This window comes from Oceaniradius stylonematis (assembly GCF_003149475.2).
Lineage (GTDB): Bacteria > Pseudomonadota > Alphaproteobacteria > Rhizobiales > Rhizobiaceae > Roseitalea > Roseitalea stylonematis.
Window position 1 is genome coordinate 781,177 of record NZ_QFWV02000004.1, and the last position, 26,324, is coordinate 807,500.

Annotated in this window: 28 protein-coding genes, 1 tRNA gene and 1 pseudogene (1 of these 30 running past the window's edge); 15 read left to right on the forward strand and 15 right to left on the reverse strand. The window is 65.0% G+C overall.

The window, feature by feature from the left end:
* Window positions 1–59 precede the first annotated feature (59 nt).
* Entirely contained in the window at window positions 60–830 is a 771-nt protein-coding gene (locus DEM25_RS07470) for a ComF family protein (protein ID WP_245412790.1), read from the reverse strand.
* Window positions 831–864: 34 nt separating this feature from the next.
* Between DEM25_RS07470 and DEM25_RS07475 the strand changes: the two genes are divergently transcribed.
* Window positions 865–1,695 (forward strand): methyltransferase domain-containing protein, encoded by an 831-nt coding sequence (locus DEM25_RS07475; protein WP_109765590.1) that lies wholly within the window; start codon window positions 865–867, stop codon window positions 1,693–1,695.
* 23 nt (window positions 1,696–1,718) lie between these two features.
* Here DEM25_RS07475 and DEM25_RS07480 read toward each other — a convergent pair whose 3' ends face one another.
* The 6 genes from DEM25_RS07480 to DEM25_RS07505 all read right to left on the reverse strand — a co-directional run bounded on the left by DEM25_RS07480 (window position 1,719) and on the right by DEM25_RS07505 (window position 5,773).
* On the reverse strand, window positions 1,719–1,886 hold the full coding sequence (locus tag DEM25_RS07480; protein ID WP_109765589.1) for a Flp family type IVb pilin: 168 nt from the start codon (window positions 1,884–1,886) through the stop codon (window positions 1,719–1,721).
* Window positions 1,887–2,006: 120 nt separating this feature from the next.
* Window positions 2,007–2,330, reverse strand: coding sequence for a hypothetical protein (locus DEM25_RS07485; RefSeq protein ID WP_109765588.1), 324 nt, complete (start codon window positions 2,328–2,330; stop codon window positions 2,007–2,009).
* 119 nt (window positions 2,331–2,449) lie between these two features.
* Window positions 2,450–2,839 carry an 8-oxo-dGTP diphosphatase MutT gene (mutT, locus tag DEM25_RS07490; protein WP_109765787.1) on the reverse strand — a complete coding sequence of 130 codons (390 nt, stop codon included), beginning with the start codon at window positions 2,837–2,839 and terminating at the stop codon, window positions 2,450–2,452.
* Between the two features lie 21 nt (window positions 2,840–2,860).
* Complete coding sequence (locus DEM25_RS07495; RefSeq protein WP_109765587.1) at window positions 2,861–3,613, reverse strand: GNAT family N-acetyltransferase; 753 nt, start codon at window positions 3,611–3,613, stop codon at window positions 2,861–2,863.
* A gap of 13 nt (window positions 3,614–3,626) precedes the next feature.
* On the reverse strand, window positions 3,627–4,859 hold the full coding sequence (gene argJ / locus DEM25_RS07500; RefSeq protein ID WP_109765586.1) for a bifunctional glutamate N-acetyltransferase/amino-acid acetyltransferase ArgJ: 1,233 nt from the start codon (window positions 4,857–4,859) through the stop codon (window positions 3,627–3,629).
* A 17-nt stretch (window positions 4,860–4,876) separates the two neighbouring features.
* Window positions 4,877–5,773 carry a peptidylprolyl isomerase gene (locus DEM25_RS07505; RefSeq protein ID WP_109765786.1) on the reverse strand — a complete coding sequence of 299 codons (897 nt, stop codon included), beginning with the start codon at window positions 5,771–5,773 and terminating at the stop codon, window positions 4,877–4,879.
* Between the two features lie 246 nt (window positions 5,774–6,019).
* On the opposite strand from DEM25_RS07505, the pseudogene secA reads away from it, so the two are divergent.
* From secA to DEM25_RS07520, 4 genes and pseudogenes are all read left to right on the forward strand, one after another.
* A pseudogene (secA, locus tag DEM25_RS07510) lies at window positions 6,020–7,966 on the forward strand (preprotein translocase subunit SecA); the annotation flags it as partial.
* A complete protein-coding gene (locus DEM25_RS18485; RefSeq protein ID WP_439650664.1) occupies window positions 7,949–8,887 on the forward strand; it encodes an SEC-C metal-binding domain-containing protein in 939 nt (312 codons plus the stop codon). The pseudogene secA and the gene DEM25_RS18485, both read left to right, overlap by 18 nt.
* A 173-nt stretch (window positions 8,888–9,060) precedes the next feature.
* Window positions 9,061–10,467, forward strand: a complete 1,407-nt coding sequence (locus DEM25_RS07515) for a lipopolysaccharide biosynthesis protein (protein WP_109765584.1) — start codon at window positions 9,061–9,063, stop codon at window positions 10,465–10,467.
* A 4-nt stretch (window positions 10,468–10,471) separates the two neighbouring features.
* Entirely contained in the window at window positions 10,472–11,743 is a 1,272-nt protein-coding gene (locus DEM25_RS07520) for a GNAT family N-acetyltransferase (RefSeq protein WP_109765583.1), read from the forward strand.
* 6 nt (window positions 11,744–11,749) lie between these two features.
* Here the strand turns inward: DEM25_RS07520 and DEM25_RS07525 are convergent, their stop codons facing one another.
* Together DEM25_RS07525 and DEM25_RS07530 are read right to left on the reverse strand one after the other, a co-directional pair.
* The gene (locus tag DEM25_RS07525) at window positions 11,750–13,363 is read right to left on the reverse strand and encodes an AMP-binding protein (RefSeq protein WP_109765582.1); all 1,614 of its coding nucleotides are present in this window, start codon (window positions 13,361–13,363) and stop codon (window positions 11,750–11,752) included.
* Window positions 13,364–13,384: 21 nt separating this feature from the next.
* Window positions 13,385–13,469 (reverse strand) — tRNA-Leu (locus tag DEM25_RS07530).
* Between the two features lie 164 nt (window positions 13,470–13,633).
* On the opposite strand from DEM25_RS07530, the gene DEM25_RS07535 reads away from it, so the two are divergent.
* A complete protein-coding gene (locus DEM25_RS07535) occupies window positions 13,634–14,275 on the forward strand; it encodes an exopolysaccharide biosynthesis protein (protein WP_109765785.1) in 642 nt (213 codons plus the stop codon).
* 40 nt (window positions 14,276–14,315) lie between these two features.
* A complete protein-coding gene (locus tag DEM25_RS07540) occupies window positions 14,316–14,831 on the forward strand; it encodes a disulfide bond formation protein B (protein ID WP_109765581.1) in 516 nt (171 codons plus the stop codon).
* Between the two features lie 9 nt (window positions 14,832–14,840).
* On the opposite strand, the gene DEM25_RS07545 is transcribed toward DEM25_RS07540, so the two are convergent.
* Both DEM25_RS07545 and DEM25_RS07550 read right to left on the reverse strand, forming a co-directional pair.
* Entirely contained in the window at window positions 14,841–15,398 is a 558-nt protein-coding gene (locus tag DEM25_RS07545) for an HNH endonuclease (protein WP_109765580.1), read from the reverse strand.
* Window positions 15,399–15,531: 133 nt separating this feature from the next.
* Complete coding sequence (locus DEM25_RS07550; RefSeq protein ID WP_109765579.1) at window positions 15,532–16,179, reverse strand: DNA-3-methyladenine glycosylase family protein; 648 nt, start codon at window positions 16,177–16,179, stop codon at window positions 15,532–15,534.
* A gap of 86 nt (window positions 16,180–16,265) precedes the next feature.
* Between DEM25_RS07550 and gluQRS the strand changes: the two genes are divergently transcribed.
* Window positions 16,266–17,135, forward strand: coding sequence for a tRNA glutamyl-Q(34) synthetase GluQRS (gluQRS, locus tag DEM25_RS07555; RefSeq protein ID WP_109765784.1), 870 nt, complete (start codon window positions 16,266–16,268; stop codon window positions 17,133–17,135).
* Window positions 17,136–17,154: 19 nt separating this feature from the next.
* On the opposite strand, the gene DEM25_RS07560 is transcribed toward gluQRS, so the two are convergent.
* Together DEM25_RS07560 and DEM25_RS07565 are read right to left on the reverse strand one after the other, a co-directional pair.
* Window positions 17,155–17,448: a hypothetical protein gene (locus DEM25_RS07560; RefSeq protein WP_109765578.1), complete on the reverse strand. Its 294-nt coding sequence runs from the start codon at window positions 17,446–17,448 to the stop codon at window positions 17,155–17,157.
* Window positions 17,449–17,557: 109 nt separating this feature from the next.
* On the reverse strand, window positions 17,558–18,445 hold the full coding sequence (locus DEM25_RS07565) for a YihY/virulence factor BrkB family protein (protein ID WP_109765783.1): 888 nt from the start codon (window positions 18,443–18,445) through the stop codon (window positions 17,558–17,560).
* Window positions 18,446–18,517: 72 nt separating this feature from the next.
* On the opposite strand from DEM25_RS07565, the gene DEM25_RS07570 reads away from it, so the two are divergent.
* Genes DEM25_RS07570 through DEM25_RS07580 form a run of 3 tightly spaced genes read left to right on the forward strand, consistent with a single transcriptional unit; the run spans window position 18,518 to window position 20,180 of the window.
* Window positions 18,518–19,351, forward strand: coding sequence for an SDR family NAD(P)-dependent oxidoreductase (locus DEM25_RS07570; RefSeq protein ID WP_109765782.1), 834 nt, complete (start codon window positions 18,518–18,520; stop codon window positions 19,349–19,351).
* Between the two features lie 34 nt (window positions 19,352–19,385).
* Window positions 19,386–19,595, forward strand: coding sequence for a twin transmembrane helix small protein (locus tag DEM25_RS07575; RefSeq protein ID WP_109765577.1), 210 nt, complete (start codon window positions 19,386–19,388; stop codon window positions 19,593–19,595).
* 6 nt (window positions 19,596–19,601) lie between these two features.
* Window positions 19,602–20,180, forward strand: a complete 579-nt coding sequence (locus tag DEM25_RS07580; protein WP_109765576.1) for a cob(I)yrinic acid a,c-diamide adenosyltransferase — start codon at window positions 19,602–19,604, stop codon at window positions 20,178–20,180.
* A gap of 12 nt (window positions 20,181–20,192) precedes the next feature.
* Here the strand turns inward: DEM25_RS07580 and DEM25_RS07585 are convergent, their stop codons facing one another.
* Window positions 20,193–21,071 carry a bifunctional helix-turn-helix transcriptional regulator/GNAT family N-acetyltransferase gene (locus DEM25_RS07585; protein WP_109765575.1) on the reverse strand — a complete coding sequence of 293 codons (879 nt, stop codon included), beginning with the start codon at window positions 21,069–21,071 and terminating at the stop codon, window positions 20,193–20,195.
* A 124-nt stretch (window positions 21,072–21,195) separates the two neighbouring features.
* Here DEM25_RS07585 and DEM25_RS07590 point away from each other — a divergent pair, with 124 nt between their 5' ends.
* The 4 genes from DEM25_RS07590 to DEM25_RS07605 all read left to right on the forward strand — a co-directional run bounded on the left by DEM25_RS07590 (window position 21,196) and on the right by DEM25_RS07605 (window position 25,506).
* A complete protein-coding gene (locus tag DEM25_RS07590; protein ID WP_109765781.1) occupies window positions 21,196–21,963 on the forward strand; it encodes a rhomboid family intramembrane serine protease in 768 nt (255 codons plus the stop codon).
* A 222-nt stretch (window positions 21,964–22,185) separates the two neighbouring features.
* Window positions 22,186–22,935: an electron transfer flavoprotein subunit beta/FixA family protein gene (locus tag DEM25_RS07595; protein WP_109765574.1), complete on the forward strand. Its 750-nt coding sequence runs from the start codon at window positions 22,186–22,188 to the stop codon at window positions 22,933–22,935.
* Between the two features lie 21 nt (window positions 22,936–22,956).
* Window positions 22,957–23,886, forward strand: coding sequence for an electron transfer flavoprotein subunit alpha/FixB family protein (locus DEM25_RS07600; protein ID WP_109765573.1), 930 nt, complete (start codon window positions 22,957–22,959; stop codon window positions 23,884–23,886).
* 111 nt (window positions 23,887–23,997) lie between these two features.
* Entirely contained in the window at window positions 23,998–25,506 is a 1,509-nt protein-coding gene (locus DEM25_RS07605; RefSeq protein ID WP_109765572.1) for an MFS transporter, read from the forward strand.
* Between the two features lie 17 nt (window positions 25,507–25,523).
* On the opposite strand, the gene DEM25_RS07610 is transcribed toward DEM25_RS07605, so the two are convergent.
* On the reverse strand, window positions 25,524–26,324 hold the final stretch of the coding sequence (locus DEM25_RS07610) for a M23 family metallopeptidase (protein WP_109765571.1). It continues 1,164 nt past the right edge of the window; the window shows 801 of its 1,965 coding nt (coding positions 1,165–1,965); its start codon lies off the right edge, out of view; its stop codon occupies window positions 25,524–25,526.

Here is a 26,324-nt window from a genome sequence, read left to right on the forward strand (position 1 = left end):
ACGATCATCCGTCTGGCCGCGATATAGGCCGTGCGGCGTTCAAGTGAAAGGCTTGCGGCTCAGGGGCCGGATTGGCCCGGATTACGCCGTCCGCCGACGACGCGCGAAAAGGTCAGCACCAGGACCGACATGGCGCCGGCCTTCTTCAGCGCTCTGGCCGCTGCATCGACGGTCGCCCCCGTGGTCAGAACGTCGTCGACCAGCAACACCCGACGGCCGGCCACGGCGATCTCCTGGCCTGGCGGTACCTTGAAGACACCGCGCACATTGACCTGGCGCTGATTGGCCGTCAGGCCGACCTGCGGCCGGGTGCGCTTTTGCCGCGTCAGCGCACCGGCAGCCATGGGCAGATCGCTTGTCGCGGAAAGCGCCCGGGCCAGTTCGGCGGCCTGGTTGAAACGGCGGCGCCACATGCGGCCGCGGTGCAGCGGCACCGGTATGATCACGTCGGCCTCTCCGATCAGTTCGGCGCCGGCCCTGGCCATGAAACGGGCCATCCAGGGTGCAAGGTCCGTGCGGTCGCCATATTTAAGGCGCGTGACGAGCTGTCTGGCGGCGCCCGCATGTACGCATGCCGCGCGCGCCCTGTCATAGACCGGCGGGTTGGCGAGGACGTCGGCGCTGACCATCCGGCTGCCGAAATCGTGCGCGAAGGGCACGCCACTGACGTCGCACAGCGGCTGCTCGATAAAGGCGATGTCGGGCCAGCACCGGGCGCACATCGTTCCGTGCCGCGCCACGTGCCGGCCACAGGCCAGACACGCGTCGGGGAACAGGACCGCGCCTGTTGCGCGGCCGGCCGTTATCGCCCATTGACGCCCAAGGCTCATCATGTCGCCTGTCAAAGAGAGGTATCGGCCGCCCATGCGCGCCATTATCGATCAAAAGCAACGCGCCGCCAACCATGCGCGGGCGGCCCGGCTTGGTGTTGCCGGAGCCGATTTCCTGCTGGTGCATGCGCTCGACGAGTTGGCCGACCGGATTGCGGTGACGACGCGGTCTTTCGACCGTGCGCTGGCGATCGGTCCGCATGCGGACCGGATTGCCAGGACGCTCGCCGCCACCGGCAAGATCGCATCGGTCGATCGGGTCGTCTTCGATGGTGACGAGACGCTGGATGTGCCGGAGGCGGGGGCCGATCTGGCCGTCTCTATCCTCGACCTGCACGAGATGAACGACGTGCCGGGAGCGCTGGTGCAAATCCGGCGCGCCCTGCGCCCGGACGGACTGCTGCTCGGTTGCGCGCCGTCCAGCGGAACGCTGAGCGAACTGCGCGAATGTCTGACCGAGGCGGAGACGATGGTCTCCGGCGGCGCGGCGCCGCGCATCCTGCCGTTCATGGATGTCCGGGATGGCGGCGGGCTTCTGCAAAGGGCCGGGTTCGCGCTGCCCGTCGCCGATCATGACACGGTCACGGTGCGCTACGACAGCGCGCTCGATCTGATGCGCGATCTGCGCGCCATGGGAGCGGCCAACGCGCTGGTCGCCCGCCCAAGGCACGTCACCCGGCGCGCTGTGCTTTTCGAGGCGGTGCGTCTTTATGCCGAGCGCCATGCCGATCCCGATGGCCGGGTGCGCGCGACGTTCTCGTTTGTCTGGATGTCGGGCTGGGTGCCGGACGCAAGCCAGCCAAAGCCGCTCAGACCCGGCAGCGCAACCCACTCCCTGGCCGAGGCGCTTCGGTCCAAGCTCTGATCGCGATAGCCGTGAACGGGCTATCAGTCGAGCGCCGCGCCGATCTCGCCATTGTTGGTGTCGTAAAGCTCGTTCAGGCTCGTGCCTGTGGCGGTCATTCCCGCAATCACGCCTACGGCAATGAGCGCGGCAATGAGCCCATATTCAATGGCTGTCGACCCGCGTTCGTCTTTCAGGAAGTTAAGGAACATTGCAATCACCTCTCGCTACGTCACACTAGCGCGGCAGGGTTAACGCGATGTTCGGCCCATCGGCCCGCGGCACGTGTTTACGAAGCGTGGTTAAGCGATGGTTGCATACCCGACGATACCTTAACGCGAGCAGTCGCCCGTCCGAGTTCCATTGGCATGGATGATGCAGACGGCGTTTGGCGAATTCTGCAGGACGCTGCGGCGCATGGTATAGGCCGCGCGCTGTTGCGGCGTCGATGCGGTGGTCATGAAATCGATGCCGGGATTGGACCGCTCTGCGGCGATGCGCGCGCTCGATCTTTCAAGATAGGGTGTCGCGAACATGGCCACGGCGACGGCCAGTACACCGAAAAGCAAGGTCGCCCGCAACAGATTGTTGCCCCAGTCGAGCACGGCCGACCGCTTGGGTTCGACCGGCGCGTACCACTGATTGTCATCACTCATGACCGTACCCCGATGGCGGCCGGCGATTGTCGCTGGCAGGCCGCACGGCGATCATTGTCCCGCGATCCCATAAACGATTGCTTAACGCTAAACGCAGCCGACACGCCGCGTCCGCCGGTTCACAAAAGGTCCTGCAGCACCGGCACGAGCGGGGCGTCGGCTTCCGGCATCGGATAGTCGCGCAGGTCGCGCGCGCGCACCCATTTGAGCGTCTGCCCTTCGCGCGAAACGGGGATGCCATCGAACTTGCGGCAGATGTAAAGAGGCATCAACAGGTGGAAGTCCGCATAGGCATGGCTGGCGAAGGTGAGCGGCGCAAGGCACGCGGCCTGGGTCCGAACGGCCAGTTCTTCCTCAAGTTCGCGGATGAGCGCCTGTTCGGGCGTCTCGCCGGGCTCGAACTTGCCGCCGGGAAACTCCCACAGGCCCGCCATCGCCTTGTCGGGCGGCCGTTGTGCCAGAAGGATACGGTTTTCGCGGTCGACCAGCGCGCAAGCGGCGACCAGCATCAGGGGTTTGGTGTTCACCGCTCAGTCGCCCCGCATCCGATAGACATAGCGGTAGACCTCTTCAAAGCCCATCCGGCCGTAAAGGCCGTTGGCAGCGGTGTTTGCCGCTTCCACTTGCAGCCAGCCGGTTGCCGCGCCCTGGGCTGCGGCCCATCTGAGGGCGGCGCGCACGATCGAGCGGCCATAGCCCTTGTTGCGCAGCCCATCGCGCACGGCGATCTCGAACAGGCCGGCCATTTCATTGTCGTGGACACACAGGGCGGTGGCCGCTGGCCCCTGATCGTCCTCGACAACGAACATCCCGAAGGGCGGACGGATGCTTTCCAGCAGCTCGGTCAGTCCCGGCTTGTTGACACGCTCGTCGGCATTGAGGGTGATCGCCGCATCGACGAAGCGCCCGATATCGCGCACCGGCAGCAATTCATAACCGCCTTCGAGATCGATCTGGCCGAGCGAGGCGGCAAGCACCCTTGTCTCGTCCGCCCGAGTCCATCCCATCGCGTTCAGATGCGCTTCCAGTTCGGCCGGCGCCAGCGGCGACATGCGGAAGACGATGGGCCGTTCATAGGCCTTGAAGCGCTGTTCGATGCGGGCGATGCGATGTTCGATTTCGCGATTGTCGGCCGGATCGAGCGGATTGACGGAATTGAGGCGCCGCGAGGGATGGCTGGCGGTCAGGCGGACCGCCCAGCTTCCGTCATAATGGACCGATGCGGCCGGCCATGCGCGAAACCCGACCGCTTCCATGCGCCTGACCATCGACAATTTGGGCATCGGTCCTCCAACCCTAGCTGCGGTAGTCGCCATTGATGGTGACATAGTCCTTGGTCAGGTCGCAGCCCCAGGCGGTAAAGCGGCCCTCGCCCAGGCCGATATCGACACCGATCGTGATTTCGTCCTGCTTCATGTAGGCGCTCATCGCGCCCTCGTCATAGCCGGGCGCGCGTTCGCCGTCCGTCGCCGCGGCGAGATCGCCGAACCGGATGGCGAGCCTGTCCCGGTCTGCCGGTTCGCCGGCCTTGCCGACGGCCATGACGATGCGTCCCCAGTTCGCATCGCCGCCGGCGAGCGCGGTCTTGACCAGCGGCGAATTGGCGATGGCCAGCGCGATCGTTCGCGCCGAGGCGTCCGATTGCGCGCCGGTGACCTCGATCCGCATCAGCTTGCTGGCGCCCTCGCCATCGCGGACGATCTGCAGGGCGAGATCTTCCATCAAATCCTTGAAGGCGGCCTCGAACGCGGCGAGGCGGGAATCGCCGGCGGTCTTGATCGCGGCAACATCGGCCGCGCCGGTGGCGAAGGCCAGAACCGTGTCGGAGGTGGAGGTGTCGCTGTCGACCGTGATCGCGTTGAAGGTCGCATCGACATGCCGTGTCAGGAGCGTCTGCAGCGCTGCCGCCGACAGCGGTGCGTCGGTGACGATGTAGGCGAGCATCGTCGCCATGTCCGGGGCTATCATGCCCGAGCCCTTGGCGATGCCGTTGAGCGCGACGGTGACGCCGTCGATCTCTGCCGTTCGCGTCGCCAGTTTGGGAAAGGTATCGGTCGTCATGATCGCGCGCGCGGCGTCTTCCCACCGGTCCGGGTTCGCGTCGTGCACGACTTCCTGCAGCACGCCATCGAACTTTTTGGCCTCCAGCGGCTCGCCGATCACACCCGTCGACGACAGGAAGACCTCGGAGACCGGGCAGCCGATTACGGCGGCCGCCATTTCGGCAGTCAGGGCCGTGGCGTCGGCGCCCTTCCTGCCCGTAAAGGCGTTGGCGTTCCCCGAATTGACGACGAGAATGCGCGCCTGACCGCCTGGCAGGTTGGCGCGGCACCAGTCGACCGGCGCCGAAGGGCAGAGCGAGCGGGTCAGAACGCCGGCGACGGCGGCCTGTGCATCGAACACCATGGCCATCAGATCGGTGCGGCCGGCATACTTGATACCCGCGGCGGCGGCACCGAGCCGGACGCCCTCAATCGGCGGCAGAACGGCCAGCTTGCTGGGTGCGAGCGGAGAAGTCTTGATCGGCATGTATGGCGGTCCGCGAGCTATTCGGCCGCGTTGACGCCGGCGCTGATCGCCGCGTCATAGGCGGCCTTGAGCTCGGGGTCGGTGATCTCGATCGTCGCATCGGTGCGCAGCGTGGTCAAAAGCTCGAAATAGCGTTCCCGCAAAAGCACGGAGCGGACCTGCGCCTCGACCTGTTCGAAGGGCGGCGGCTGGACGGGCCGACGGTCCTCCAGCTTGATGACGTGCCAGCCAAACTGCGTCTCGACAGGATCGGCGGTGACGCCGCCGGGCTCGAGTGCGAATGCAGCTTCCTCGAAGGGCGGCACCATCCGACCGCGCGTGAAATAGCCCAGATCGCCGCCATTGGGACCCGAGGGGCCGGTCGATCTCTCGGCGGCCAGTTCGGCGAAATCGGCGCCGTCACCCAGTTCGGCGATCACGGCGCGTGCCTCTTCCTCGGTTTCGACGAGAATATGCCGCGCGCGGATCTCGTTCTCGGGCGGCGTGGCGGCGATTTCCGCGTCATAGCGGGCGCGCACGTCCGCATCGCTGATCGTCTCGACGACCTGATCGCGGAAATAGCTGTTGTGCAACGCCCGCGACCGCAGGAATTCGAGGCGCTGGCGGAATTCGTCCGTATCTGCAACGCCTTCGCTTTCTGCCTTGTCCGCCAGCAGCTCGATGTCGATCAGGGCCATCATGGCTGCAAAACGCTGCTGGTCCGGCGGAACCTGGCCGAGCTGGTCCTCCAGATCGCCAATGGCGAAGCCGATGTCGCGATTGGTCACGTCGCGGCCGTTGATCGTGCCGATCACGGTTTCCGGATCGGGCGCCTGCGCCTGCTGGGACAGCGCGGCGCCGGCGAGCGGTATCGAGAGCCACACCGCCAGCCCGGCGGCAAGAAGTGGACGGACGCGTTTGACACGGTGAGACATCTTGAAAGACCTTGTAGCGACGGCGATCTGCCGTTGGGATCGAGGAACCTGCCGGGTGGCCGAACGGCGAGCGAAAGCGTGGCCGGCGGCGGCGTTGACAAGCATTTGTGCCACTCTTATCTGTCCACCCAACCGGCGTCCACCGTGCAGTTGGCCTGTTTTCCGGGTTGGGGCGCCGCAATCCGCCCGGGACGCGGGCAGCAGAATTGCATGACCTAGACCGTTCTTACGAAAGGGCCGCCATTCATGGTCAGTCTTGGGGGCATTGCCCGCTCACTCTTCGGATCCGCCAACGACCGGCGCATCAAGTCCGAGCGGCCGCGCGTCGCCGCCATCAATGCTCTGGAAGCGGAGATGGAGGCGCTGAGCGACGAGGAGTTGCGCGGCAAGACGGAGGCTTTCCGCGAGCGGATCAAGGGCGGCGAAAGCCTCGACGATCTCCTGGTTGAAGCCTTCGCCGTCGTGCGCGAGGGTTCCAAACGGGCGCTGGGCATGCGGCCGTTCGACGTGCAGCTCATCGGCGGCATGGTGCTGCATGAAGGCTCGATCGCCGAAATGCGCACGGGCGAGGGCAAGACGCTGGTCGCCACGCTGCCGGTCTATCTGAACGCGCTTTCGGGCAAGGGCGTGCATGTCGTCACGGTCAACGATTATCTGGCCGGGCGCGATGCGGAATGGATGGGCAAGCTCTACCAGTTCCTGGGACTGAGCGTGGGCGTCATCGTCCACGGCATGGACGACGCCCAGCGGCAGGCGGCGTACGAGTGCGACGTCACCTATGGCACCAACAACGAACTTGGCTTCGATTATCTGCGCGACAACATGAAATATGAGCGCGCGCAGATGGTGCAGCGCGGTCACAATTTCGCGATCGTCGACGAGGTGGACTCGATCCTGATCGACGAGGCGCGCACGCCGCTGATCATTTCCGGGCCACTCGAGGATCGTTCGGAACTTTATGTGCAGATCGACACCTTCATTCCCGGGCTGGTCGCCGAGGATTACGAGATCGACGAGAAGCAGCGCTCGGCGACCTTCACCGAAGAGGGGACGGAGAAGATCGAGCGCATGCTCGCCGAAGCCGGCCTCTTGAAGGGCGAGAACCTCTATGACGTCGAGAATGTCTCGATCGTCCATCATCTCAACAATGCGCTGAAGGCGCACAGGCTGTTCCAGCGTGACAAGGACTACATCGTCAAGGGCGACGATCTGGTCATCATCGACGAGTTCACGGGCCGCCAGATGCCGGGCCGGCGCTTCTCGGAAGGCCTGCACCAGGCGTTGGAAGCCAAGGAGAAGGTGACCATCCAGCCCGAGAACCAGACGCTTGCCTCGGTCACCTTCCAGAATTACTTCCGCATGTATGACAAGCTGGCCGGCATGACCGGTACGGCGGCGACGGAGGCCGAGGAGTTCGGTAACATTTACGGGCTCGGCGTGGTCGAAATCCCGACCAACCTGCCGGTCAAGCGCATCGACGAGGATGACGAGGTCTACCGCACCGTCGAGGAAAAATACGATGCGGTGGTGATCGACATCATCGATGCGCAGCAGCGCAAGCAGCCGGTGCTGGTCGGCACGACGTCGATCGAGAAGTCGGAAATGCTGGCCCGCATGCTGGGCGACAAGAAATTCCTCAAGGCGCTGCGCGACAGGCTGCAGGGCCGGCTGGACGCCCTCAAGGAGGGCAAGGAGCCCGAACTGCGCCAATGGCTGGAAGAGGGGCTGGCGCATGTCGACCGCGCGATCAAGAATGGCGGCGTGACGCATGAAGTGCTCAATGCGCGCCAGCACGAGCGCGAAGCCTTCATCGTCGCACAGGCCGGTGTTCCGGGCGCGGTGACGATCGCCACCAACATGGCCGGCCGCGGCACCGACATCAAACTGGGCGGCAATGCCGAGATGCGGGTCGCGCAGGAACTTGGCGACATGCCCCAAGGGCCGGATCGGGATGCCAAGGAAAAGGCGATCGAGGCCGAGGTCGAAAAGCTGAAGCAGGAGGCGCTGGACGCGGGCGGCCTTTACGTCCTGGCGACCGAGAGGCACGAGAGCCGGCGCATCGATAATCAGTTGCGCGGCCGGTCGGGCCGTCAGGGCGACCCCGGACGGTCGAAATTCTACCTGTCGCTGGCCGACGATCTGATGCGCATTTTCGGTTCGGACCGGATGGACGGCATGCTGCAGAAGCTCGGCCTCAAGGAAGGCGAAGCGATCGTCCATCCCTGGATCAACAAGGCTTTGGAAAAGGCGCAGAAGAAGGTCGAGGCGCGCAATTTCGACATCCGCAAGAACCTTCTGAAGTTCGACGACGTGATGAACGACCAGCGCACGGTCGTGTTCGAGCAGCGGCTCGAACTGATGGACGGCGTCAATGTCGCCGAAACGGTCGCGGAAATGCGCCACGAGGTCATCGAGACCTTGGTGACCGATCACATTCCGGAAAAAGCCTATGCAGAACAATGGGATGTAGAGGGCCTGAAGGAAGAGGTGGTCAAGTCGCTCAATCTCGATCTGCCGGTTGATGAATGGGCCGCCGAGGAAGGCATTGCCGAAGACGACATTCTCGAACGGCTGCGCGAGGCGGCCGACAAGGCGGCCTCCGAACGGGCCGAGCGTTTCGGCCCGGAGATCATGGCTTATGTGGAGAAATCGATCATCCTGCAGACGCTCGATCATCTGTGGCGCGAGCACCTGGTCAATCTCGATCATCTGCGCTCGGTGATCGGTTTCCGGGGCTACGGCCAGCGCGATCCGCTGCAGGAATACAAGTCCGAGGCGTTCGAGCTGTTCCAGTCGATGCTCACCAACCTGCGCAAGGTCGTTACCGCGCAGCTGATGCGGGTCGAGATCGTTCAGGAAGCCGCACAGGCGCCCGGACCCGAGGCGCCGCCGATGCAGGCGCAGCATGCCGACCCCGTTACCGGCGAGAACGAGATGGCCGACAATGGCGCCGCTCGCACCGCCGCTGGCATCATCGCGGCGGCGACCGGTCAGGTGGCCCCCGAAGAGCGCAATCCCGACGATCCCAACACGTGGGGAAAGGTGGGCCGCAACGAGGCCTGCCCGTGTGGCTCAGGCAAGAAGTTCAAGCATTGCCACGGCGCGTTCGTTTGATCGCGGCCATGGCCATGCCCGGGCACATCGGAGCCGGCTGTCGCACGGCTTAGGCCATGTGCTGCCGCCACCGAAACTTTCCCCTGCGGCAGGACAAATGCCGGACCGACGAACCAATTCTTAAGCCCGATCGGCTAACGCTATTCGCACACGAATGAGCGGAGCGACAGGGTTTGCGTTTTTCCGCCGCCCAAACCATCGAACAGGTCCTTCCCGAGGCTCTCAGCCGCCGGGCGCAACCGCTTGCCGGCCTTGTGGACCGGCTAGTGAGCGGAACCGACGAAGCAAGCGCGGCACAGCGCACGACGCTGGTGGCGTTTTCGATCCGCGTGGCGAGCGCGGCCATCGCCTTTTTGTCCCAGGTCGCGCTGGCCCGGTTGATGGGCGCGTTCGAATATGGCGTGTTCGTCTTGGTCTGGGTTTCGATGATCATCATCGGCAACCTGTCCTGCTTCGGCTTTCACACGGCGATTGTCCGCTTCCTGCCGCAATATCGCGAGCGCGGCGATCTGGACCGCGTGCGCGGGCTGTTGCTGGCTGGCCGGATTTTTGTCCTGGCGACGTCGACGGCGATGACCGCGCTTGCCATGGCCGCAGCCCATTTCGGATCGTCATGGTTCCAGTCCTACTATGTCGTCCCGTTCATGATCGGCGCGCTGGCGCTGCCGATGATCGCGCTGGGCGACACGCTCACCGGCACCGCACGGGCCAATGGCTGGTCCATCCGGTCGCTGGGACCGACCTACATACTGCGCCCCTTGCTCATCCTCGCCTTTCTGGTCGGCGCATGGGCGCTCAACTATCCCGTCAACGGCGTGACCGCACTGGTCTGTGCGGTGCTCGCCACCTATCTGACCACGCTGGGCCAACTGATCGTCGTCACGGTTTCGCTCGACCGGCATTTTCCGCCCGGGCCGCACCGCACCGAATTGCCGTTGTGGGTTTCCGTGTCGCTGCCGATCTTTCTGGTCGAAGGATTTTTCTTCCTGCTCGTCAATGCCGATGTGCTGATGGTCGGCGCGCTGATGCGTCCGGACGACACGGCCGTCTATTTCGCGACCGTGAAGACGCTGGCACTCGTCCACTTCGTCTATTTCGCCGTCAAGGCGGGTGTTGCGCACCGGTTCGCGGCGCGCATCGACGATACCGACAAGTCGGCGCTGCACGACCTCGCACGGCGTTCGGTCAACTGGACGTTCTGGCCCTCGCTTGCGATGGCCGGCATGATCCTGCTCGCCGGCCCGCTGCTGTTGTCCATGTTCGGCGCGGATTTCGGGCGCGGCTATCCGCTCCTTTTCATTCTGGCGGCCGGCGTTGTGTTGCGCGCCGCGATCGGCCCCGCCGAGAGCCTCTTGACCATGTCGGGCAACCAGAATGTCTGCGCGGCGCTTTTCGGCGGCGTGCTGGCGATCAATGTTGCGCTCAATGCACTGATGATTCCGGTCTACGGTCTGTACGGCGCCGCGCTGGCCACGCTGATCGCCACGATCGTCGAAACGTTTGCGCTTTATCAACTGGTTTGGTCGCGTATTGGCGTGCGCATGTTCGTTTTCATGCCAGCCAGAAAAACGGATCGTTGAGGCCATGTCCGCACTGCCGGTGATTGAGGAAGACGTTGCAGACGGTGGCCCGCCGATCATGCCGGGAACGGCGTTGCCCGACGACAGAGCGGCGGTCCCGGCCAGCCGACTGACAAAGGGAAACCGCAAGTTCGCCGTCTACCCGGCCGGCGCGGGCTTTGACATATTCGATGATATCGATCCGGTGACGAACTACACGGTCGAACCCAACATCTTCTTCTCGCCGCGCTTTTCGGTACCGGCCATGCCGCGCCTCGACGACCGCAAGGTCTTCCTGATGGTCCTGCAGGACCGCGACGAGGCGGCCGCCAACACCCGGTTCCTCATGCCCTATACGGTCGAAAAGCCGGGTTTCCGGATCGGGCCCGACCTGATCCGTGCCTGGGCCAATCCGTTCGGTCCCTATGGCGTGCCGCTGGTCGAGCGGCGCGAAAGCGGCCAGATCATTGACGATCTGATGCAGACGCTGGCGCTGCCGTCGGTGCCGCTGCCCAAGGTTCTGGCCCTGCCGGACGTGTTCGTCGACAGTCCGGTTGTCTCGCTGTTCCGGTCGATCGCACTTTCCTACGGCCTGCCTGTGGCGACGACGAGCCCGATTCAACGCCCGGTTCTTGATGCCACGCAGGATGCCGACGCCTATCTTGCCGACGCCATCAGCAGCCATCACCGGCGCAATCTGGGTCGCCTGTGGCGGCGGCTCGACCAGCAGGGCGGCCTGAGCTACGAGATCGCCCGCGCCCCCGAGGCGGTGCGCATCGCGATGGAAGAGTATCTGCTGCTCGAAAATGCCGGCTGGAAGGGCCGCCATCGCTCCTCGCTGGCAGCGGACCGCTACCGAGCCGCATTCGCCCGCGAGGCGGTCAACGCGCTTGCCTCGCGCGACAAGTGCCGCATTCACGAATTGCGGCTTGGCGACCGCGTCATCGCCTCGCTGATCGTCTTCGTCGATGCCGGACGGGCATGGACGTGGAAGACGACGTTCGACGAGACCCTGTCGGCCTCCTCGCCCGGCATGCTGCTGATGTGGCGGGTGACCGAAGCGCTGCTCGACGATCCCAACATCGTCAGCGCCGACAGTTGCGCGCCGCCCGACCATCCGGTGATGAGCCGCCTGTGGCAGGAACGGCGCGAGCTTGTGACGCTGGTGATCGGCCTTGAGCAGGGCCGCGACCGCGAGGTGCGCCAGGCCGCGGCGCAGATCGAACTCTACAAATCCACGCGCACGACCGCGCGCCACGTGCGCAAGCGGTTCAACGCGCTCTTGTCGCGGCGCTGAGGGTGATCAGCCCGACCGGAAATGCCGGCGGATCACCTTGCCCGACTCGGTCAGCGGGATGGATTCGACGAAATTGATCTCGCGCGGATATTCGTGCGCCGACAGCCGGGTCTTGACGAAGGCGGCAATTGCCCGCTTGCGCGCCTCGTCGCCGGTCACGCCGTCCCGCAATTTGACGAAAGCGGCAACGATCTCGGTGCGTACCGGATCCGGCTTGCCGATGACGGCCGCCATCTCGACGTCGGGATGGGCGGCGAGGCAATCCTCGATCTCGGATGGGCCGATCCGGTAGCCGGACGATGTGATCACATCGTCCATGCGACCGACGAAGTGGAAATAGCCGTCAGCGTCCATTCGGCCCGAATCGCCGGTCAGAAGCCAGCCGTCGCGATACTTTGCCCGTGTTGCGGCCTCGTCGTTCCAATAGCCGAGGAACTGGACCGGGTCGGGCGCTTTGACCGCGACCTCTCCCGACTCACCCGGATCGGCGTGGCTTCCGTCCGGGCGCAGGATTGCAACCTCGTGGCCGGGCACCGGCTTTCCCATCGCGCCGGGGCGGTTGATGCCGAGCGCGGCGCAATTGGCCAGCATCGCGTTGCACTCGGTCTGGCCGTAGAACTCGTTGACCGGCACGCCGAACATGTCCATGGCGCGCTGGTGGGTCTGGCGGCCGAGGGCCTCGCCGGCCGTGCCGATGACGCGAAGTGACAGTTCTTCGGTCGCAGTGCCGCCGCCGCCGAGGATCATGCGCAACGCGGTGGGCGGCAGGAAGACATTGGTCACCGCGCACCGTTTCATCACCTCCAGTGCCCAGACCGGCTCGAATTTGGGCGCAAGCGCAGCAACGACGGGAACGCCGTGACAAAGCGCGGGCAACAGTGCGTTGAGCAATCCGCCGGCCCAGGCCCAGTCTGACGGCGTCCAGAAGACATCGCCCGCCTGCGGCATGAAATTCTGCGCCAACTCGATGCCCGGCAGATGGCCGAGAAGGACCCGATGGCCGTGCAGCGTGCCCTTGGGCTGGCCGGTCGTGCCGGAGGTGAACAGCATCATCGCCGGGTCGTCGGGTACCGTGTCGACCGGTGCAAAATCCGGCCCGCCCGTTGCGATCAGCGTTTCGAGCGCGCCAGCCTTGTTCGAGGGTGCGCCCGCTTCGGCGACGAGATCCAGTTTGTCGAGCGCGCCGGTTTCGCGGGCGCGGGCGCGGGCGATGCCTTTGCCGAAAGCGACGAACGCGCGGGCGCCCGATGTGCGCAGCCTGTAGGCGATTGCATCGGGACCGAACTGGGTGGCAAGCGGCACGGCGATGGCGCCGAGCTTGTAGGTGGCGAGATGGACAATCGCGGCGTCGGCCGACTGCGGCACCATGATCGCGATCCGGTCGCCACGCCCGATCCCATGGGCTGCCAGGGCGGCCGCAAGGCGCGTCGAGCGCCGCGCCAGATCGCCGAAGCTGGTCGCCGACCTTTGCCCTTCGGCGAATTCGATGATTGCCGGTCGGTCCGGATGTCTCTGCGCGACAATGTCCGAACATGCGGTGCCGATGTTGAACCGCGCCGGCAGGTTCCAGGCAAAGCGGGCGTGCAGATCGTCGAAATTTTGCGGGTTGGCGGGAAGCATGTCCGCCTTTCAGGAAAACGATGGTGCCCCCTTCCGGGGTCGAACCGGAACTCCCGAAGGAACCGGATTTTGAATCCGGCGCGTCTACCAATTCCGCCAAAGGGGCTGACCGTCAGGCCGCGAAAACGTCTATTGGCGCCGCTCCCATCCGTCAAGGCGAAGAGGTTTGCGCAGCGCGCGCGGCATTTAGGCAATCTTTGGGGTTTGCGGCTAAACCATCTCTGCTATGAGCGCGACAACGACGCGCAACCGCATCGGAAACGGGCAGCCATGACGCAGACATCGGCGGCAGACGCCGCAACGCCGCGCGGCGCACTGGCCAAGATCGAGCATATTCTACGCTCGCAGAACGGCGGTGACATTTCCGCCGAGATCACGCTGGGGGAGCTCAGCGATGCGATGGAAGAGCGCGCCTTCGGTCTCTTGCTGCTGATCCTGGCGCTGCCCTGCTGCCTGCCCTTCGTTTATCTTCTGCCGCAGCTTGTGGCCCTGCCGATGGTGGTTCTGGCCTGGCAGATGGCGATGGGCCGGCGCGCGCCATGGCTGCCCGAAACGCTGCGCAAGCGACGTCTTCCCGTCGAAAGCCTGCTTGACGTCGTCGATCGGACACGGCGCTATGGCGGCGGTTTCGTCGAGCGGCTCGCCCATCCGCGTCTCGTCGGGCTGACGGGCGATCGCGGCACACGGGTCATCGGCGCGCTTCTGGTCGTTCCCTGCCTGTCCATCCTGGTGCCGCTGCCGCTGACCAACACCGTGCCCGGCTTCGGCGTCTCGCTGGCGGCGGTCGGTCTGATCGAGCGCGACGGGCTGTTCGTGATTGCCGGTCTGCTGGTCGGGCTGGCCTGGGTTCTGCTGCTGGCCGTCGGCGGGCCGGCTCTGATCTACTTCCTTGTCGACCGGTTCTTCGCCTGATACCACGCCGCCGCCATAATCTGGCTGAAAGACGCGCTTCATGGATATCGCTTCACCTGCACGCTCTCGGTTCTTCGGCGCGCTGGCCTTGGCCGTTGCGATGGCGATCGTCGTTGGCACGGCGCTCGCCTTCGAACATGTCGGTGGCTTTATCCCGTGCGCTTTGTGCCTTGAGCAGCGCACACCCTATTATGCCGGCATTCCCCTCGCGCTGTTCGCCGCGCTGGCCGCGGTGCTCGACTGGCCTTCGATCCTGACGCGCGGCGCGCTGGTCGTGGCGGGGCTCTTGATGGTCTACGGCCTCTATCTCGGCGTCTATCATGCGGGCGTCGAATGGGCCTTCTGGCCCGGGCCGGCCGATTGCGCGACATCGGCCACATCGGGCCTTGCGACCGATGCGGGCAGCCTTCTGGCCGATCTGGACGCGGTGACGCCGCCGGCCTGTGACGATGCGGCCGGGCGGTTTCTCGGCCTGTCCTTTGCGGGATGGAACGTGATCGCCAGCCTTGGCCTGGCGGCTGTGGCCTTTTTCCTGGCGACGCGCCCGGCGCGATGAAAGAGCCGCCTACGGCTCCAGCTCGACGTCCCAGTACAAATAGTCCATCCAGCTCTCGTGAAGATAGTTCGGCGGGAAGCTGCGGCCATTGTTGTGCAGATCATGCACGGTCGGCTGGAACGGCATCTGACGCGGCTTCATGTCGGTGTTGTGCGGCATCCGCCCGCCCTTGCGCAGATTGCACGGCGAACAGGCGGTGACGATGTTTTCCCAGGTCGTCTGACCGCCGAACCGGCGCGGGATCAAGTGGTCGAAAGTCAGGTCATCGAGTGAGCCGCAATACTGGCATTCGAAATGATCGCGCAGGAAGACGTTGAAGCGGGTGAAGGCGGGGTAGAGCGCGGGTTTGACGTATTGCTTGAGCGAAACGACGCTCGGCAGACGCATCGCCGCCGACGGAGAATGGACCTCGTGATCATATTCGGCGACGATGTTCACGCGGTCCAGGAAGACGGCCTTGATGGCGTCCTGCCAGGACCAGATTGACAGCGGGTAGTAACTCAGCGGACGGTAGTCTGCATTCAGCACCAGGGAGGGAAGGGCCTCCGGCGAAACCGCTACTGTCAAAACTGACCCCTTTCAGTTCTGTCCCTTACGCGCCTTATAATTACCCCCTTGTGACAGCCTTGTGAAGCTGCACACGATTTCGTCGGTCTATACGAAAGCGGAAAAGTTTCAAAGGCTTGGTGCGCCACCGTCATCATGGCAAGACCGTCCTGCCGGTCGTCTGGCCGTACCAGGCCCACAAAAGGCGGGCGGCAACGCCGCGCCACGGGCTCCATGATTCGGCCATGGCGCGCAGCGCCTTGTCGTCTGGCCGGCCATCGAGCCCGTAGGCCGAGGCGGCAGCGACTTGCAGAGCGAGATCGCCGGCGGGGAAGATGTCACGGTGGCCGGCGGCGAACAGAAGGTAGACTTCGGCAGTCCAGGGGCCGATCCCCTTGACCTCGGTCATCGCGGCGATCGCCGCTCCGGCGTCGATCGCGCACAGCCCGTCAAGGTCGAGCGCTCCGGCGTCGATCGCATCGCATAAGGCGCAAAGCGTCCGCTGCTTGGGCCGCGACAGGCCGATCTCGCGCCACACGGTTTCGCCGGCTGCCATGAAACTGTCCGGGGTCAGCGGATCGACGAGCCGGACCATCCGGCCGGTGATCGCATCGGCGCTCTGTTTGGAGACCTGCTGCGACACGATGATGCCGGCAAGGCTGGCAAAGCCCGGCTCGGTGCGCCGCAGCGGCACATGGTCGACGTCGTCGAGCAGCCGCGCCAGTGCCGCGTCCGCGCGCGCCAGATGGTCCAGCCCGGTGGCGATGTCGTCATGGGTCTCGATCGTTTGGGGCGCGTCCATCATGCCGGTGCGGTTGGCTGGTTTCGTTCGGCATGAAGGTGTGCCACAGATGCGCACCCTTGGCACCCCTGAGCATGTCGGGAGTGATCGTGACACCCGTCTTCCGTTTCGCGCCGAGCCCCAATGGCCTTTTGCATCTCGGCCACGCCTATTCGGCGCTTTTGAACTTCGACATGGCGCGCGCTGCCGGCGGCCGGTTCCTGCTGCGCATCGAGGACATCGACACGGTCCGCTGTACGCCGGAGCTCGAAGCGCGCATGCTCGAAGATCTCGCATGGCTGGGGCTTGAATGGGAAGAGCCGGTGCGGCGCCAGTCAGAGCATTTCGCCGATTATCGGGCGGCGCTGGAGGCGCTCGCCGATGCCGGGCTCGCCTATCGCTCGGCGATGAGCCGTGGCGACATTCGCCGCCTCGTTGAAGCGCACGAGGCCGAAGGCGTCCTCTGGCCGCGCGATCCGGATGGCGCGCCGCTTTTCCCCGGCCGCGAACACGAGAGGGATGAGGAGGAGGGTGGCGTTTGGCGGCTCGATGTTGCGGCCGCGATCGACCATCTTGGCGCACGGGACCAATTGGGCTGGATGGAGGAAGGCACGGGTCCGGCCGGCGAGACCGGATGGCAGGCGGCCGATCCCGCCGTCTGGGGCGACTTCGTCCTGGCGCGTCGGGACACGCCGACCAGTTATCATCTGTCGGTGGTCGTCGATGACGCGCTGCAGGGCGTGACCCATGTGGTGCGTGGGCGCGACCTCTTCACGGCGACCTCGGCGCATGTTCTGTTGCAGGACCTTTTGGGCCTGCCGCGTCCGGTCTATCACCATCATGATCTGGTGATGGATGATGACGGTACGCGCAAACTGTCGAAAAGCCGTGGTGACACGGCGCTGGCCGCGTTGCGGGAAGCCGGCATGACGCCCGGCGATGTTCGCCGCATCGTCGGATTGCCGAGGGTTGTTTAAGCCTTGCGAAGGACGGGTCTCAGAAGCCGAACCTGCCCAGCATGTTCTTGATCAATGCCAGCAGGGTCAGGCACACAAAGCCACCGGTGACCCCTCGCACGGCATCGGCGGCCATGGCGTCGATCGGCAGGCGGACAGTGCTGCCGAAATGCACGCCGATCAGGGCGCCGGCCACCAGAATGGCCATGTTGCCGACCACGCCGAAGCCGTCTTCCTGCATCACGCCGTCCATGGCCAGGCCGGTGAAGAAGCCGGCAGCGCCAATGGCGAGGGCTGCGATCATGAGCGTTGTCGTGTCAAGGTCCGTGAGCATGACGTACACCACTCCTGTGACGGCGCAATTGTGACAGGCTGGAGTTGCGGTTTCGTCGACGCCGCCCGGCAAATCCGGCTTGCGCGGTTTACCGGTCGTTCACCAAAACCTACTCGGCCGGCTGGTCGGCCGCATTGCCCCGGGCGGGGACGACGATGGCGCGGGCGGCGCGATATCGCAGGATTGCCGCGTTGATCTCGGCCCCGAGGATGAAGATCGCCGAGATGATGTAGAGGAAGACCAGCGCGATCATGATCGATGCCAGGCCCGCATAGGTCGTCACATAGGTGGCAAACCGTTCCAGATAGGCGGCGAAGACACCGGCTCCGATCAGCCACGCCAGAATGGTCAGCGCGATGCCGGGCACGAGCGATCCGAGGCTGCGTTTGCCGTCTGGGAGCCATTTGTGGACGACGAACAGTCCGGTGATCAAAACGGACAATGCGACGACGTATCGCCAGAAGCCGATCGAGAAGGACACGGTCTCCATGCCGGGCACCCATTGCTCGGCCAGCCGATAGGCAAGCGGCGCAAGGACCAGAAGAAAACTGATCGCCATGAAGCCGATGGTGGCGATGACGACGAACAGAAGACTCTGCAGGCGCATGAAGGTGAAGGATCGCGTTTCGGTCACCCGGTAGGCCCGGTTGAGCGCGACCCTCAGGGCTTCGATGCCGTTGGAGGCGAAGACCGCGGCGACGATGACCGAAATCGTCAGCAGGCCGCCGCGCTGCACGGTCAGGACGCTTTCGACCTCGCGGGCGATGGGCGCGGCGATCCGCTCGGGCCAGGTGTCGAACACCAGATGCACCGCAACCTCGGCGAACCGGTCGGCGCCCAAGAAGGTGGCGAGCGTCGTCGCAAAGATCAGGAACGGGAAGATCGCGAGCAGCGTCGACAGCGCGACATGGCTGGCCAGCGCCCAGCCGTCGGTTTCGTTGAAGTGACCGAACGCATCGCGCAGGATACGGCGCGTGATCAGAAACTGTCTCAGCATCGCCTTGCCGGTTTGAATTGCCCGCGCCCGCCGACTATGCAAAAGCGCGCCGCCAAACTAAGCGCTGGGATCATGACACGCAAACCCGCCATCGTCGTCACCGGATGCTCGTCGGGCATCGGCGCGCACTGTGCCGGCCGACTGCGCGCCGACGGCTGGCACGTCGTCGTGACCGCGCGCAAGGAAACCGATCTGGAGCGGCTGCGCGGCGAGGGGTTCGATGCGGTCTATCTGGACTATTGCGAGCCGAGCTCGATCGATGGCTGTTTCGCCTTTGCGATGGAGGCAACCGGTGGCCGGATCGACGCGCTTTTCAACAATGGCGCCTATGCGCAGCCGGGCGCGGTCGAGGATGTGCCGGTGGATGCGCTGCGTGCCCAGTTCGAGGCCAACTTGTTCGGCTGGCATCACCTGACCCGGCTGGCCGTTCCGGCGATGCGGCAACAGGGCGCAGGGCGGATCGTGCACAATTCCTCGGTGCTCGGCTTCGTGCCGGTGCCGCTGCGCGGCGCCTACACCGCCTCCAAATATGCGCTCGAGGGGCTGATGCTGACCCTGCGTCAGGAGCTTGCCGGATCGGGCATCCATGTCAGCCTGATCGAGCCGGGGCCGGTCCCCTCACGGTTCGCGATGAACACGCTGCCTTGGATCGAGCGCTTCATCGACGTCAAGGGTTCGGTGCACGCCGAAGCCTATCGCGCGCGGCTCGAGCAGTTGCGCGCCGGCGGCACCGGGGACGATGGCGGCAAGGCGCTGGACTGGTGCTACCGGGCGCTGTCGGCGGCCTTGACCGACGCACGGCCGCGGCCCCATTACCATGTCACGCCGCAGACACGCCTTGCCGCGCTGGGCAAACGTGTCGCGCCGTCCGACCTTCTCTATCGACTCCTGGCGCGCGGCGCCTAGGTTCAGACCCAGTCTTTCCAACCGGGAACAGTCCATGTCAGGTCCATTGTTCTATCTGGCGATTCTCGCCATGCTCGCCGTGTTTGCCGTGCTTCTTGCCGGCCTGCGCAACATGATGAAGCAGGGTGACGCCAACGTCTCCAACAAGCTGATGCAGTTGCGGGTGTTTTTGCAGTTCGTTGCGGTGGTGATCATCGTGCTGGTTGTCTATCTTGCCCGGCAGGGCAGCAGCGGAGCGGGATAAGGGCCGATGGTCGTTCTGAACAAGATCTACACCAAGACGGGCGATGACGGCACGACGGCGCTTGGCACTGGCGAGCGGCGCCTGAAATATGACCGGCGGGTGAGCGCCTACGGGACGGTCGACGAGGCCAATGCCTGCATCGGCATGGCGCGGCTGCACACGGGCGCCGATGCCGACCTCGACCGGATGCTGTCGCGCATCCAGAACGACATGTTCGATCTCGGCGCGGACCTGGCAACGCCGGAGAGCGAAGAGAAGCTCGACTATGAACCGCTCCGGATCACCGATGCGCAGGTGACCCGGATCGAAGCGGATATCGATGCGCTCAATGCCGGTCTGCAACCGCTGCGTTCGTTCGTGCTGCCTGGCGGCAGCGAAGCGGCGGCGGCGCTGCATCTGGCCCGCACGGTGTCGCGCCGTGCCGAACGCGACATGGTCGAACTGGCCGAACAGCCGGGCGAACACGTCAACCCGGTGGCGCTGCGCTACATGAACCGTGTCTCCGATTTCCTCTTTGTCGCGGCGCGGGTCGTCAACGACAATGGCGCGGGTGACGTCTTGTGGGTGCCGGGCAAGAACCGCTGAGGGCGTTGGCCGTCAGACAAGGCGTTTTTCGAAGAAGAAGTCCGGGTAGGGATCGTCGTTGAAACGCTCGATCTCCGTCCATCCGTTGCGCATGTAGAGCTCATAGGCCTCGGGCAGGGCGCGGTTGGTGTCGAGGCGCAGCGTGTCCATCGACAGGGCGCGGGCTTCGTCTTCGATGGCGGCCATCAGGCGCTTGCCCAGGCCGGCACCGCGCGCATCGGGCGCGACCCACAGCCGTTTGACCTCGCCGAGCGTGCTGCCGTTTCCTTTCAGGCCGACGCATCCGACGGGCAGGCCATCGGAGAGGGCGACCAGAAACGCGCCGCGCGGCGGCACCATGTCCGACGCTTCGGGATCGCACGAAAGCGAGACGTCAAAGCCCTCCTCGAACCTCCGGGCCAGTTCGGCGTAGTAGCGCTCGAGGCCGTAGCGGGCATCGCCACTGGTCGGGTCGACCCGCTCGATGGCGACGGCATGGCGGTTCATGGCGGTGGCGATTAAGTCCATTGCTTCCAGAAGCGCGTCCGGAGCCGGATGGTCGGACAGGAACCGGTCGGCGGCCTCGTCGGACAAGTTTTCATAGGCGTTGAATTCGGTACGGCCGGTCGCGGTCAGTTTAGCGATGCGTCGGCGCCCGTCATCGGGATGGGTCCGGGTTTCGATGAGCCCTTCATCTTCCAAACTGCGAAGCAGGCGGCTGGCCAGACCCGAATCGAGCCCCAGATAGGTCCGGATGTCGGCAACATCGCACCGGCCTTGTCCGATGGCATTCAGGACGCGCGCTGCGCCAAGCGGCCGGCCGCGTCCCAGAAAGGACTGGTCCAGCGCGCCCACCTGTCGCGTGACGGCGCGGCTGAACCGCCGGTAACGGGAAATCGGGTCATTTTCCATTTATCTGACTTTAGTCTGATAAAATTTCGGGTCAATGCCTGGGCGGGACATGCCGCATTTGCCGATTGAACTGGCGGCCTGGCTCCGCTCTAATGGCGCAAACAATCGCCGGGGTCCGCTATCGATGTTTGTGCCGCTGCACGATGCCAACCGGCTCAAGCATATCAGGCTGCAATATGTGACGCTGGCAATCATTGCCGCCAATGTCCTCATCTTTCTCGGCGTCAACCTGGCGGCGACTGAAGCGGGACTTTTCGCAACCGTCACCTCGCTCGGTTACACGCCCGCCGTCGTCAACGATTTCGCCGAACTGCCGCCCGAACTGGTCTGGATTCCTGAGGAAATGTCGCTGGTCAGCTATTCATTCCTGCACGGCGATTTCTGGCACCTTGGCGGCAACATGCTGTTCCTGTGGGTGTTCGGCGACAATGTCGAGGACGCGATGGGCCATGTCCGGTTCCTGATCTTCTACATTCTGTGCGCCGTCGCCGGAGCGCTGGCGCACGGGCTGATGGACCCGTCCTCGTCGGCGCCGCTGATCGGCGCGTCCGGCGCGGTCGCCGGGATCGTCGGCGCCTATCTGCTCCTGCATCCGCGCGTCCGCGTCTGGGTGCTCGTTCTCGGCCGTATCCCGCTGCCGCTGCCGGCCTGGATTCCGCTGGGGCTCTGGATCGGGTTCCAGTTCGCGATGATTGCGCTGATGGCCGACGACCAGGTGTCGTGGGCCGCCCATATTGGCGGCATCGTCGCCGGCATGGCGCTGGTTCTCGTCTTGCGGCGCCGCGGCGTGCCGCTGTTCGACCGGGAGATCCGCACGCCGCAGGCGGTGGAGGTCGACGTCTCCCGCCCGCCTGCGCCGACGCACGGCCCATGGGGGCGCGGCGGGTCGTGACCGGCTTGTTGAAGCAACCAGCTTTAACGTTGACGTAAACGTCAAAATTCGATACGAGGCCGCAAATTTGCGGTTCGGTGCTGACCGGGCTTGCGCGCCGGCCTCAATCCATGCATCCACGGGCCGACGCGGCATGTCGGCAATGCGCAAGCCTCGCCGCCCGCGGACGACTAACGGGCAGGGCCGGTCAACGCCGGTTCGGCGAAAGGGAGAGATGGTGCGATGAAAATCCTTGTCCCGGTGAAGCGGGTTGTCGATTACAATGTGAAGATCCGGGTCAAGGGTGACGGATCGGGCGTCGAACTGGCCAATGTGAAGATGTCCATGAACCCGTTCGACGAGATTTCCGTCGAGCAGGCGATCCGCATGAAGGAAGCTGGCCAGGCCGACGAGATCGTCGTAGTGTCGATCGGTCCGGACAAGGCGACCGAGACGCTGCGCACCGCGCTCGCGATGGGCGCCGACCGGGGCATTCTGGTCAAGCATGACGACATCGTCGAACCGCTGGCCGTGGCCAAGATCCTCAAGGGCATTGTCGATGAGGAACAGCCGGGACTCGTCATTCTGGGCAAGCAGGCGATCGACGACGATGCCAACCAGACCGGCCAGATGCTGGCGGCGCTGCTCGGCTGGAGCCAAGGCACCTTCGCCTCCAAGGTCGAGATCGATGGCGACAAGGCCAATGTCACGCGAGAAGTCGATGGCGGCCTGCAGACGGTCCAGATTTCGATGCCTGCCATCGTGACGACCGATCTGCGCCTGAACGAGCCGCGCTATGCCTCGCTGCCCAACATCATGAAGGCCAAGAAGAAGCCGATCGACGAAAAGACGCCGGGCGATTACGGCGTCGATGCCGCGCCGCGCCTGACCGTTCTGAAAACGGAGGAGCCGGAAGGCCGCAAGGCGGGCGTCAAGGTCGCCGATGTTGCCGAACTCGTCGATAAGCTGAAGAACGAAGCGGGTGTCCTTTAAGGGCGGGGAGCGAAAAGCAAAATGACAATTCTTCTGATTGCAGAACACGACAACGCAACCCTTTCCGACCAGACCGCCAAGGCGCTGAGCGCCGCCAAGGACATTGGCGGCGACGTGCATGTGCTGGTCGCAGGCCAGGGCGCGCAGGCAGTTGCCGATGCCGCCGCCAAGCTGGACGGCGTCGCCAAGGTGCTGCTCGCCGAGGATGCATCGCTCGAACATCAGCTGGCCGAGCCGATGGCTGCGCTGATCGCCGGCCTTGCCGGCGACTATGACGTGCTGATCGCGGCGGCGACCACCAACGGCAAGAACATCATGCCGCGTGTGGCCGCCCTGCTCGACGTGATGCAGATCTCCGAGATCACCGACGTGGTCTCCGCCGACACGTTCAAGCGGCCCATCTATGCGGGCAACGCGATCCAGACCGTCCAGTCGTCTGACGCCAAGAAGGTGATCACGGTGCGCACCGCATCCTTCAACGCGGCGGGCGAGGGCGGCAGCGCCAGCGTCGAGACCATCGATGCGGCCGCCGATCCGGGCCTTTCGTCCTATGTGTCGACCGAACTGTCGGGCGGCGACCGGCCGGAACTGACATCGGCCAAGATCATCATCTCGGGCGGTCGGGCGCTGGGCTCGTCGGAGAAGTTCGAGGAAGTCATCCTGCCGGTCGCCGACAAGCTGGGCGCCGCCGTCGGTGCATCGCGCGCCGCGGTCGACGCGGGTTATGCGCCGAACGACTGGCAGGTTGGCCAGACGGGCAAGGTGGTCGCGCCCGAACTCTACATCGCCGCTGGCATTTCAGGGGCGATCCAGCATCTGGCCGGCATGAAGGATTCGAAGGTCATCGTTGCCATCAACAAGGATGAGGATGCGCCGATCTTCCAGGTCGCCGACTATGGCCTCGTCGCAGATCTCTTCGACGTCCTGCCGGAACTCGAAAAGGCGCTCTGAGCGCCATCGCAATTTCAAACGATACTTCAGGGCCGGGCTGCATTCAGCCCGGCCTTTTTCTTTGCCTGGGCAACCTCGATCGCTTAGCGTCCCGGCGGAACGGGGCGCGCCATGGCCGAGGCGGCGAGCGACATTGCGGCACCAAGCCGGACCTTCTGCCCCAGACAGCGGCGGCGCTTTGTGCTGGTCGCGGCAATCCTCGCTTCGTCAATGGGTTTCATCGACGGATCGATCGTGTCGATCGCAACGCCAGCGATCCGGGCGACACTGCCGGCCACGCTTGCCGAGGCATTGTGGATCAGCAACGCCTACATGCTGTTTCTGTCCTCGCTCATCCTGATCGGCGGTGCGGCCGGCGACCGCTACGGTCTGCGGCGGGTCTTCATGATCGGCATCTGCGTGTTCACGGTGGCATCGATCCTGTGCGCCATCGCTCCGAATGCCGAGGCGCTGATCGTCGCCCGTGCCGTGAAGGGAATAGGTGCGGCGATCATGGTGCCCGGCAGCCTGGCGATCATCGCCAAGGCCTATCCGGCCGATGAGCGCGGCAAGGCGATCGGCATCTGGGCCGCGGCATCGGCGCTGACCACCGCGGCCGGGCCCATTCTGGGCGGTGCGGCGCTGAGCGTTCTCGGCGATTCGGCGTGGCGATTGCTGTTTGCGATCAATCTGCCGTTCGGGGCGATCGCGCTGGCGATGCTGTGGTTTCTGGTGCCGCCCGACGAAGCGACGGGCCGGCGGCGTCTGGACCTTGTCGGCGGCGGACTGATCACGCTGGCGCTGTTCGTGCTGGCATTCGGGCTGACCGGCGGTGGCGGCGAAGGCAGCGTGCCCGGCGCGGGCGCGGTCACGCTGGCCATCGGCCTGTGCGCGGTTCTGGTCGTCCTCTTCATCTGGTGGGAGCGGCGGTGTACGGCGCCGATGGTGCCGCTCACCTTGTTTGCCAACCGCGCGTTCTCGGGCGCCAACATGCTGACCTTCACGCTCTATTTCGGTCTTTCGGCGATGCTTTTCTACCTGCCGATGACCGTCATTGGCGGCTGGGGCGTCACCGAGGCCGCCGCATCGCTTATGTTCGTGCCGATCACGGTCATGGTCGGGCTGTTTTCCGGAAGGGCTGGCGACTATGCCGACCGTCACGGACCGGCATGGCCCGTTACGGCCGGCTCGCTTATCGTCGCAATGTCCTACGGCGTGCTGGCGCTGACAGTGCAGACGCAGAACTACTGGCTCGGCGTGATGCCGCTCATGGCGATATCGGCTTTCGGCATGGCGCTTCTGGTCTCGCCCCTGTCGACGGCGGTGATGACCTCGGTTGACGATGACGATACGGGCACCGCGTCGGGGATCAACAACGCGGTGTCGCGCATGGCCGGGCTGGTGGCTGTCGCGGCGATGGGGCTGCTGGCCGCGGCGCTCTATCCGGTGCTGATGGGTGGCGGCGAGACGAGCTTCGGCGAGATCGTCGAGAATGCCGCTCCATCCGTGGCCAGGGCCCATGCCGATGCCACGACGCTGACGTTTGCGGCGATCGCCGGGGTGACGGCGGTTCTGTCGGCGGTCTCGGCGGCCATCGCGTGGACGACGCTGCCGCGCAGCGGAAAGGCGGATGCCGGGTAGGGCCGATCGTCGGCCGGTCAGCCGTCGGCGCGCGCAACTTCCGTCGGCTCTTCCAGTTCGATTTCCAGAAGCGCGTTGATGCGGTCGCGTTCGCGTTTGAAGGCGATGAGTTCATCGCCGTTCAGCGTCTTGCCGTCGGGCAGGCGGACACGCATCGGATCGACGCGCTTGCCGTTGACGCTCATCTCGTAGTGCAGGTGCGGGCCGGTCGAAAGGCCGGTCGAGCCGATGTAGCCGATCACCTGGCCCTGGCGAACCTTGGCGCCGGGCTGGATGCCCTTGGCGAACCGGCTCTGGTGCGAATAGGAAGTTTCATAGCCGTTGGCGTGGCGGATCACGGTCTGCTTGCCGTAGCCGCTGTTCCATCCGGCTTCGATGACGGTGCCGTGGCCGGGTGCGATGATGGGCGTGCCGCGCGGCGCGGCCCAGTCGGCGCCCCAATGCATGCGCGAATAGCCGAGGATCGGGTGGCGCCGCATGCCGAAGCCGGAGCGGAACTTGCCGGTGGGCACCGGGTTGCGAAGCAGGAACTGGCGGGCGCTGCGCCCCTCCTCGTCATAATAGTCGTAAGTGCCGTCGGCGCTGCGGAACTTGTAGTATTTGCGCGACTGGCCGCCGAACGTGGCGCGCACGAAAAGCACTTCGCGCACATCCTCCCCGCCCTCCTCGGGAACCGAATAGAACAGTTCGAGCGAATCGCCGGGATTGACCGCCGAGCGGAAATCGACATCGGCGGCGACCATCCGCACGATCTTCGACGCAATGGGCTGCGGCAGCTCATAGGCAAGAACGCCACGATAGATCGCATCATAGACGCT

Bases quoted from the DNA above. Each gene is read 5' to 3' on its own strand.
- DEM25_RS07470 (WP_245412790.1), bottom strand. From the start codon at position 830: ATGAGCCTTGGGCGTCAATGGGCGATAACGGCCGGCCGCGCAACAGGC.
- DEM25_RS07475 (WP_109765590.1), top strand. From the start codon at position 865: ATGCGCGCCATTATCGATCAAAAGCAACGCGCCGCCAACCATGCGCGG.
- DEM25_RS07480 (WP_109765589.1), bottom strand. From the start codon at position 1,886: ATGTTCCTTAACTTCCTGAAAGACGAACGCGGGTCGACAGCCATTGAA.
- DEM25_RS07485 (WP_109765588.1), bottom strand. From the start codon at position 2,330: ATGAGTGATGACAATCAGTGGTACGCGCCGGTCGAACCCAAGCGGTCG.
- mutT (WP_109765787.1), bottom strand. From the start codon at position 2,839: ATGCTGGTCGCCGCTTGCGCGCTGGTCGACCGCGAAAACCGTATCCTT.
- DEM25_RS07495 (WP_109765587.1), bottom strand. From the start codon at position 3,613: ATGCCCAAATTGTCGATGGTCAGGCGCATGGAAGCGGTCGGGTTTCGC.
- argJ (WP_109765586.1), bottom strand. From the start codon at position 4,859: ATGCCGATCAAGACTTCTCCGCTCGCACCCAGCAAGCTGGCCGTTCTG.
- DEM25_RS07505 (WP_109765786.1), bottom strand. From the start codon at position 5,773: ATGTCTCACCGTGTCAAACGCGTCCGTCCACTTCTTGCCGCCGGGCTG.
- DEM25_RS18485 (WP_439650664.1), top strand. From the start codon at position 7,949: ATGCTGCAGAAGCTCGGCCTCAAGGAAGGCGAAGCGATCGTCCATCCC.
- DEM25_RS07520 (WP_109765583.1), top strand. From the start codon at position 10,472: ATGTCCGCACTGCCGGTGATTGAGGAAGACGTTGCAGACGGTGGCCCG.
- DEM25_RS07525 (WP_109765582.1), bottom strand. From the start codon at position 13,363: ATGCTTCCCGCCAACCCGCAAAATTTCGACGATCTGCACGCCCGCTTT.
- DEM25_RS07535 (WP_109765785.1), top strand. From the start codon at position 13,634: ATGACGCAGACATCGGCGGCAGACGCCGCAACGCCGCGCGGCGCACTG.
- DEM25_RS07540 (WP_109765581.1), top strand. From the start codon at position 14,316: ATGGATATCGCTTCACCTGCACGCTCTCGGTTCTTCGGCGCGCTGGCC.
- DEM25_RS07550 (WP_109765579.1), bottom strand. From the start codon at position 16,179: ATGGACGCGCCCCAAACGATCGAGACCCATGACGACATCGCCACCGGG.
- DEM25_RS07560 (WP_109765578.1), bottom strand. From the start codon at position 17,448: ATGCTCACGGACCTTGACACGACAACGCTCATGATCGCAGCCCTCGCC.
- DEM25_RS07565 (WP_109765783.1), bottom strand. From the start codon at position 18,445: ATGCTGAGACAGTTTCTGATCACGCGCCGTATCCTGCGCGATGCGTTC.
- DEM25_RS07570 (WP_109765782.1), top strand. From the start codon at position 18,518: ATGACACGCAAACCCGCCATCGTCGTCACCGGATGCTCGTCGGGCATC.
- DEM25_RS07575 (WP_109765577.1), top strand. From the start codon at position 19,386: ATGTCAGGTCCATTGTTCTATCTGGCGATTCTCGCCATGCTCGCCGTG.
- DEM25_RS07580 (WP_109765576.1), top strand. From the start codon at position 19,602: ATGGTCGTTCTGAACAAGATCTACACCAAGACGGGCGATGACGGCACG.
- DEM25_RS07585 (WP_109765575.1), bottom strand. From the start codon at position 21,071: ATGGAAAATGACCCGATTTCCCGTTACCGGCGGTTCAGCCGCGCCGTC.
- DEM25_RS07590 (WP_109765781.1), top strand. From the start codon at position 21,196: ATGTTTGTGCCGCTGCACGATGCCAACCGGCTCAAGCATATCAGGCTG.
- DEM25_RS07595 (WP_109765574.1), top strand. From the start codon at position 22,186: ATGAAAATCCTTGTCCCGGTGAAGCGGGTTGTCGATTACAATGTGAAG.
- DEM25_RS07600 (WP_109765573.1), top strand. From the start codon at position 22,957: ATGACAATTCTTCTGATTGCAGAACACGACAACGCAACCCTTTCCGAC.
- DEM25_RS07605 (WP_109765572.1), top strand. From the start codon at position 23,998: ATGGCCGAGGCGGCGAGCGACATTGCGGCACCAAGCCGGACCTTCTGC.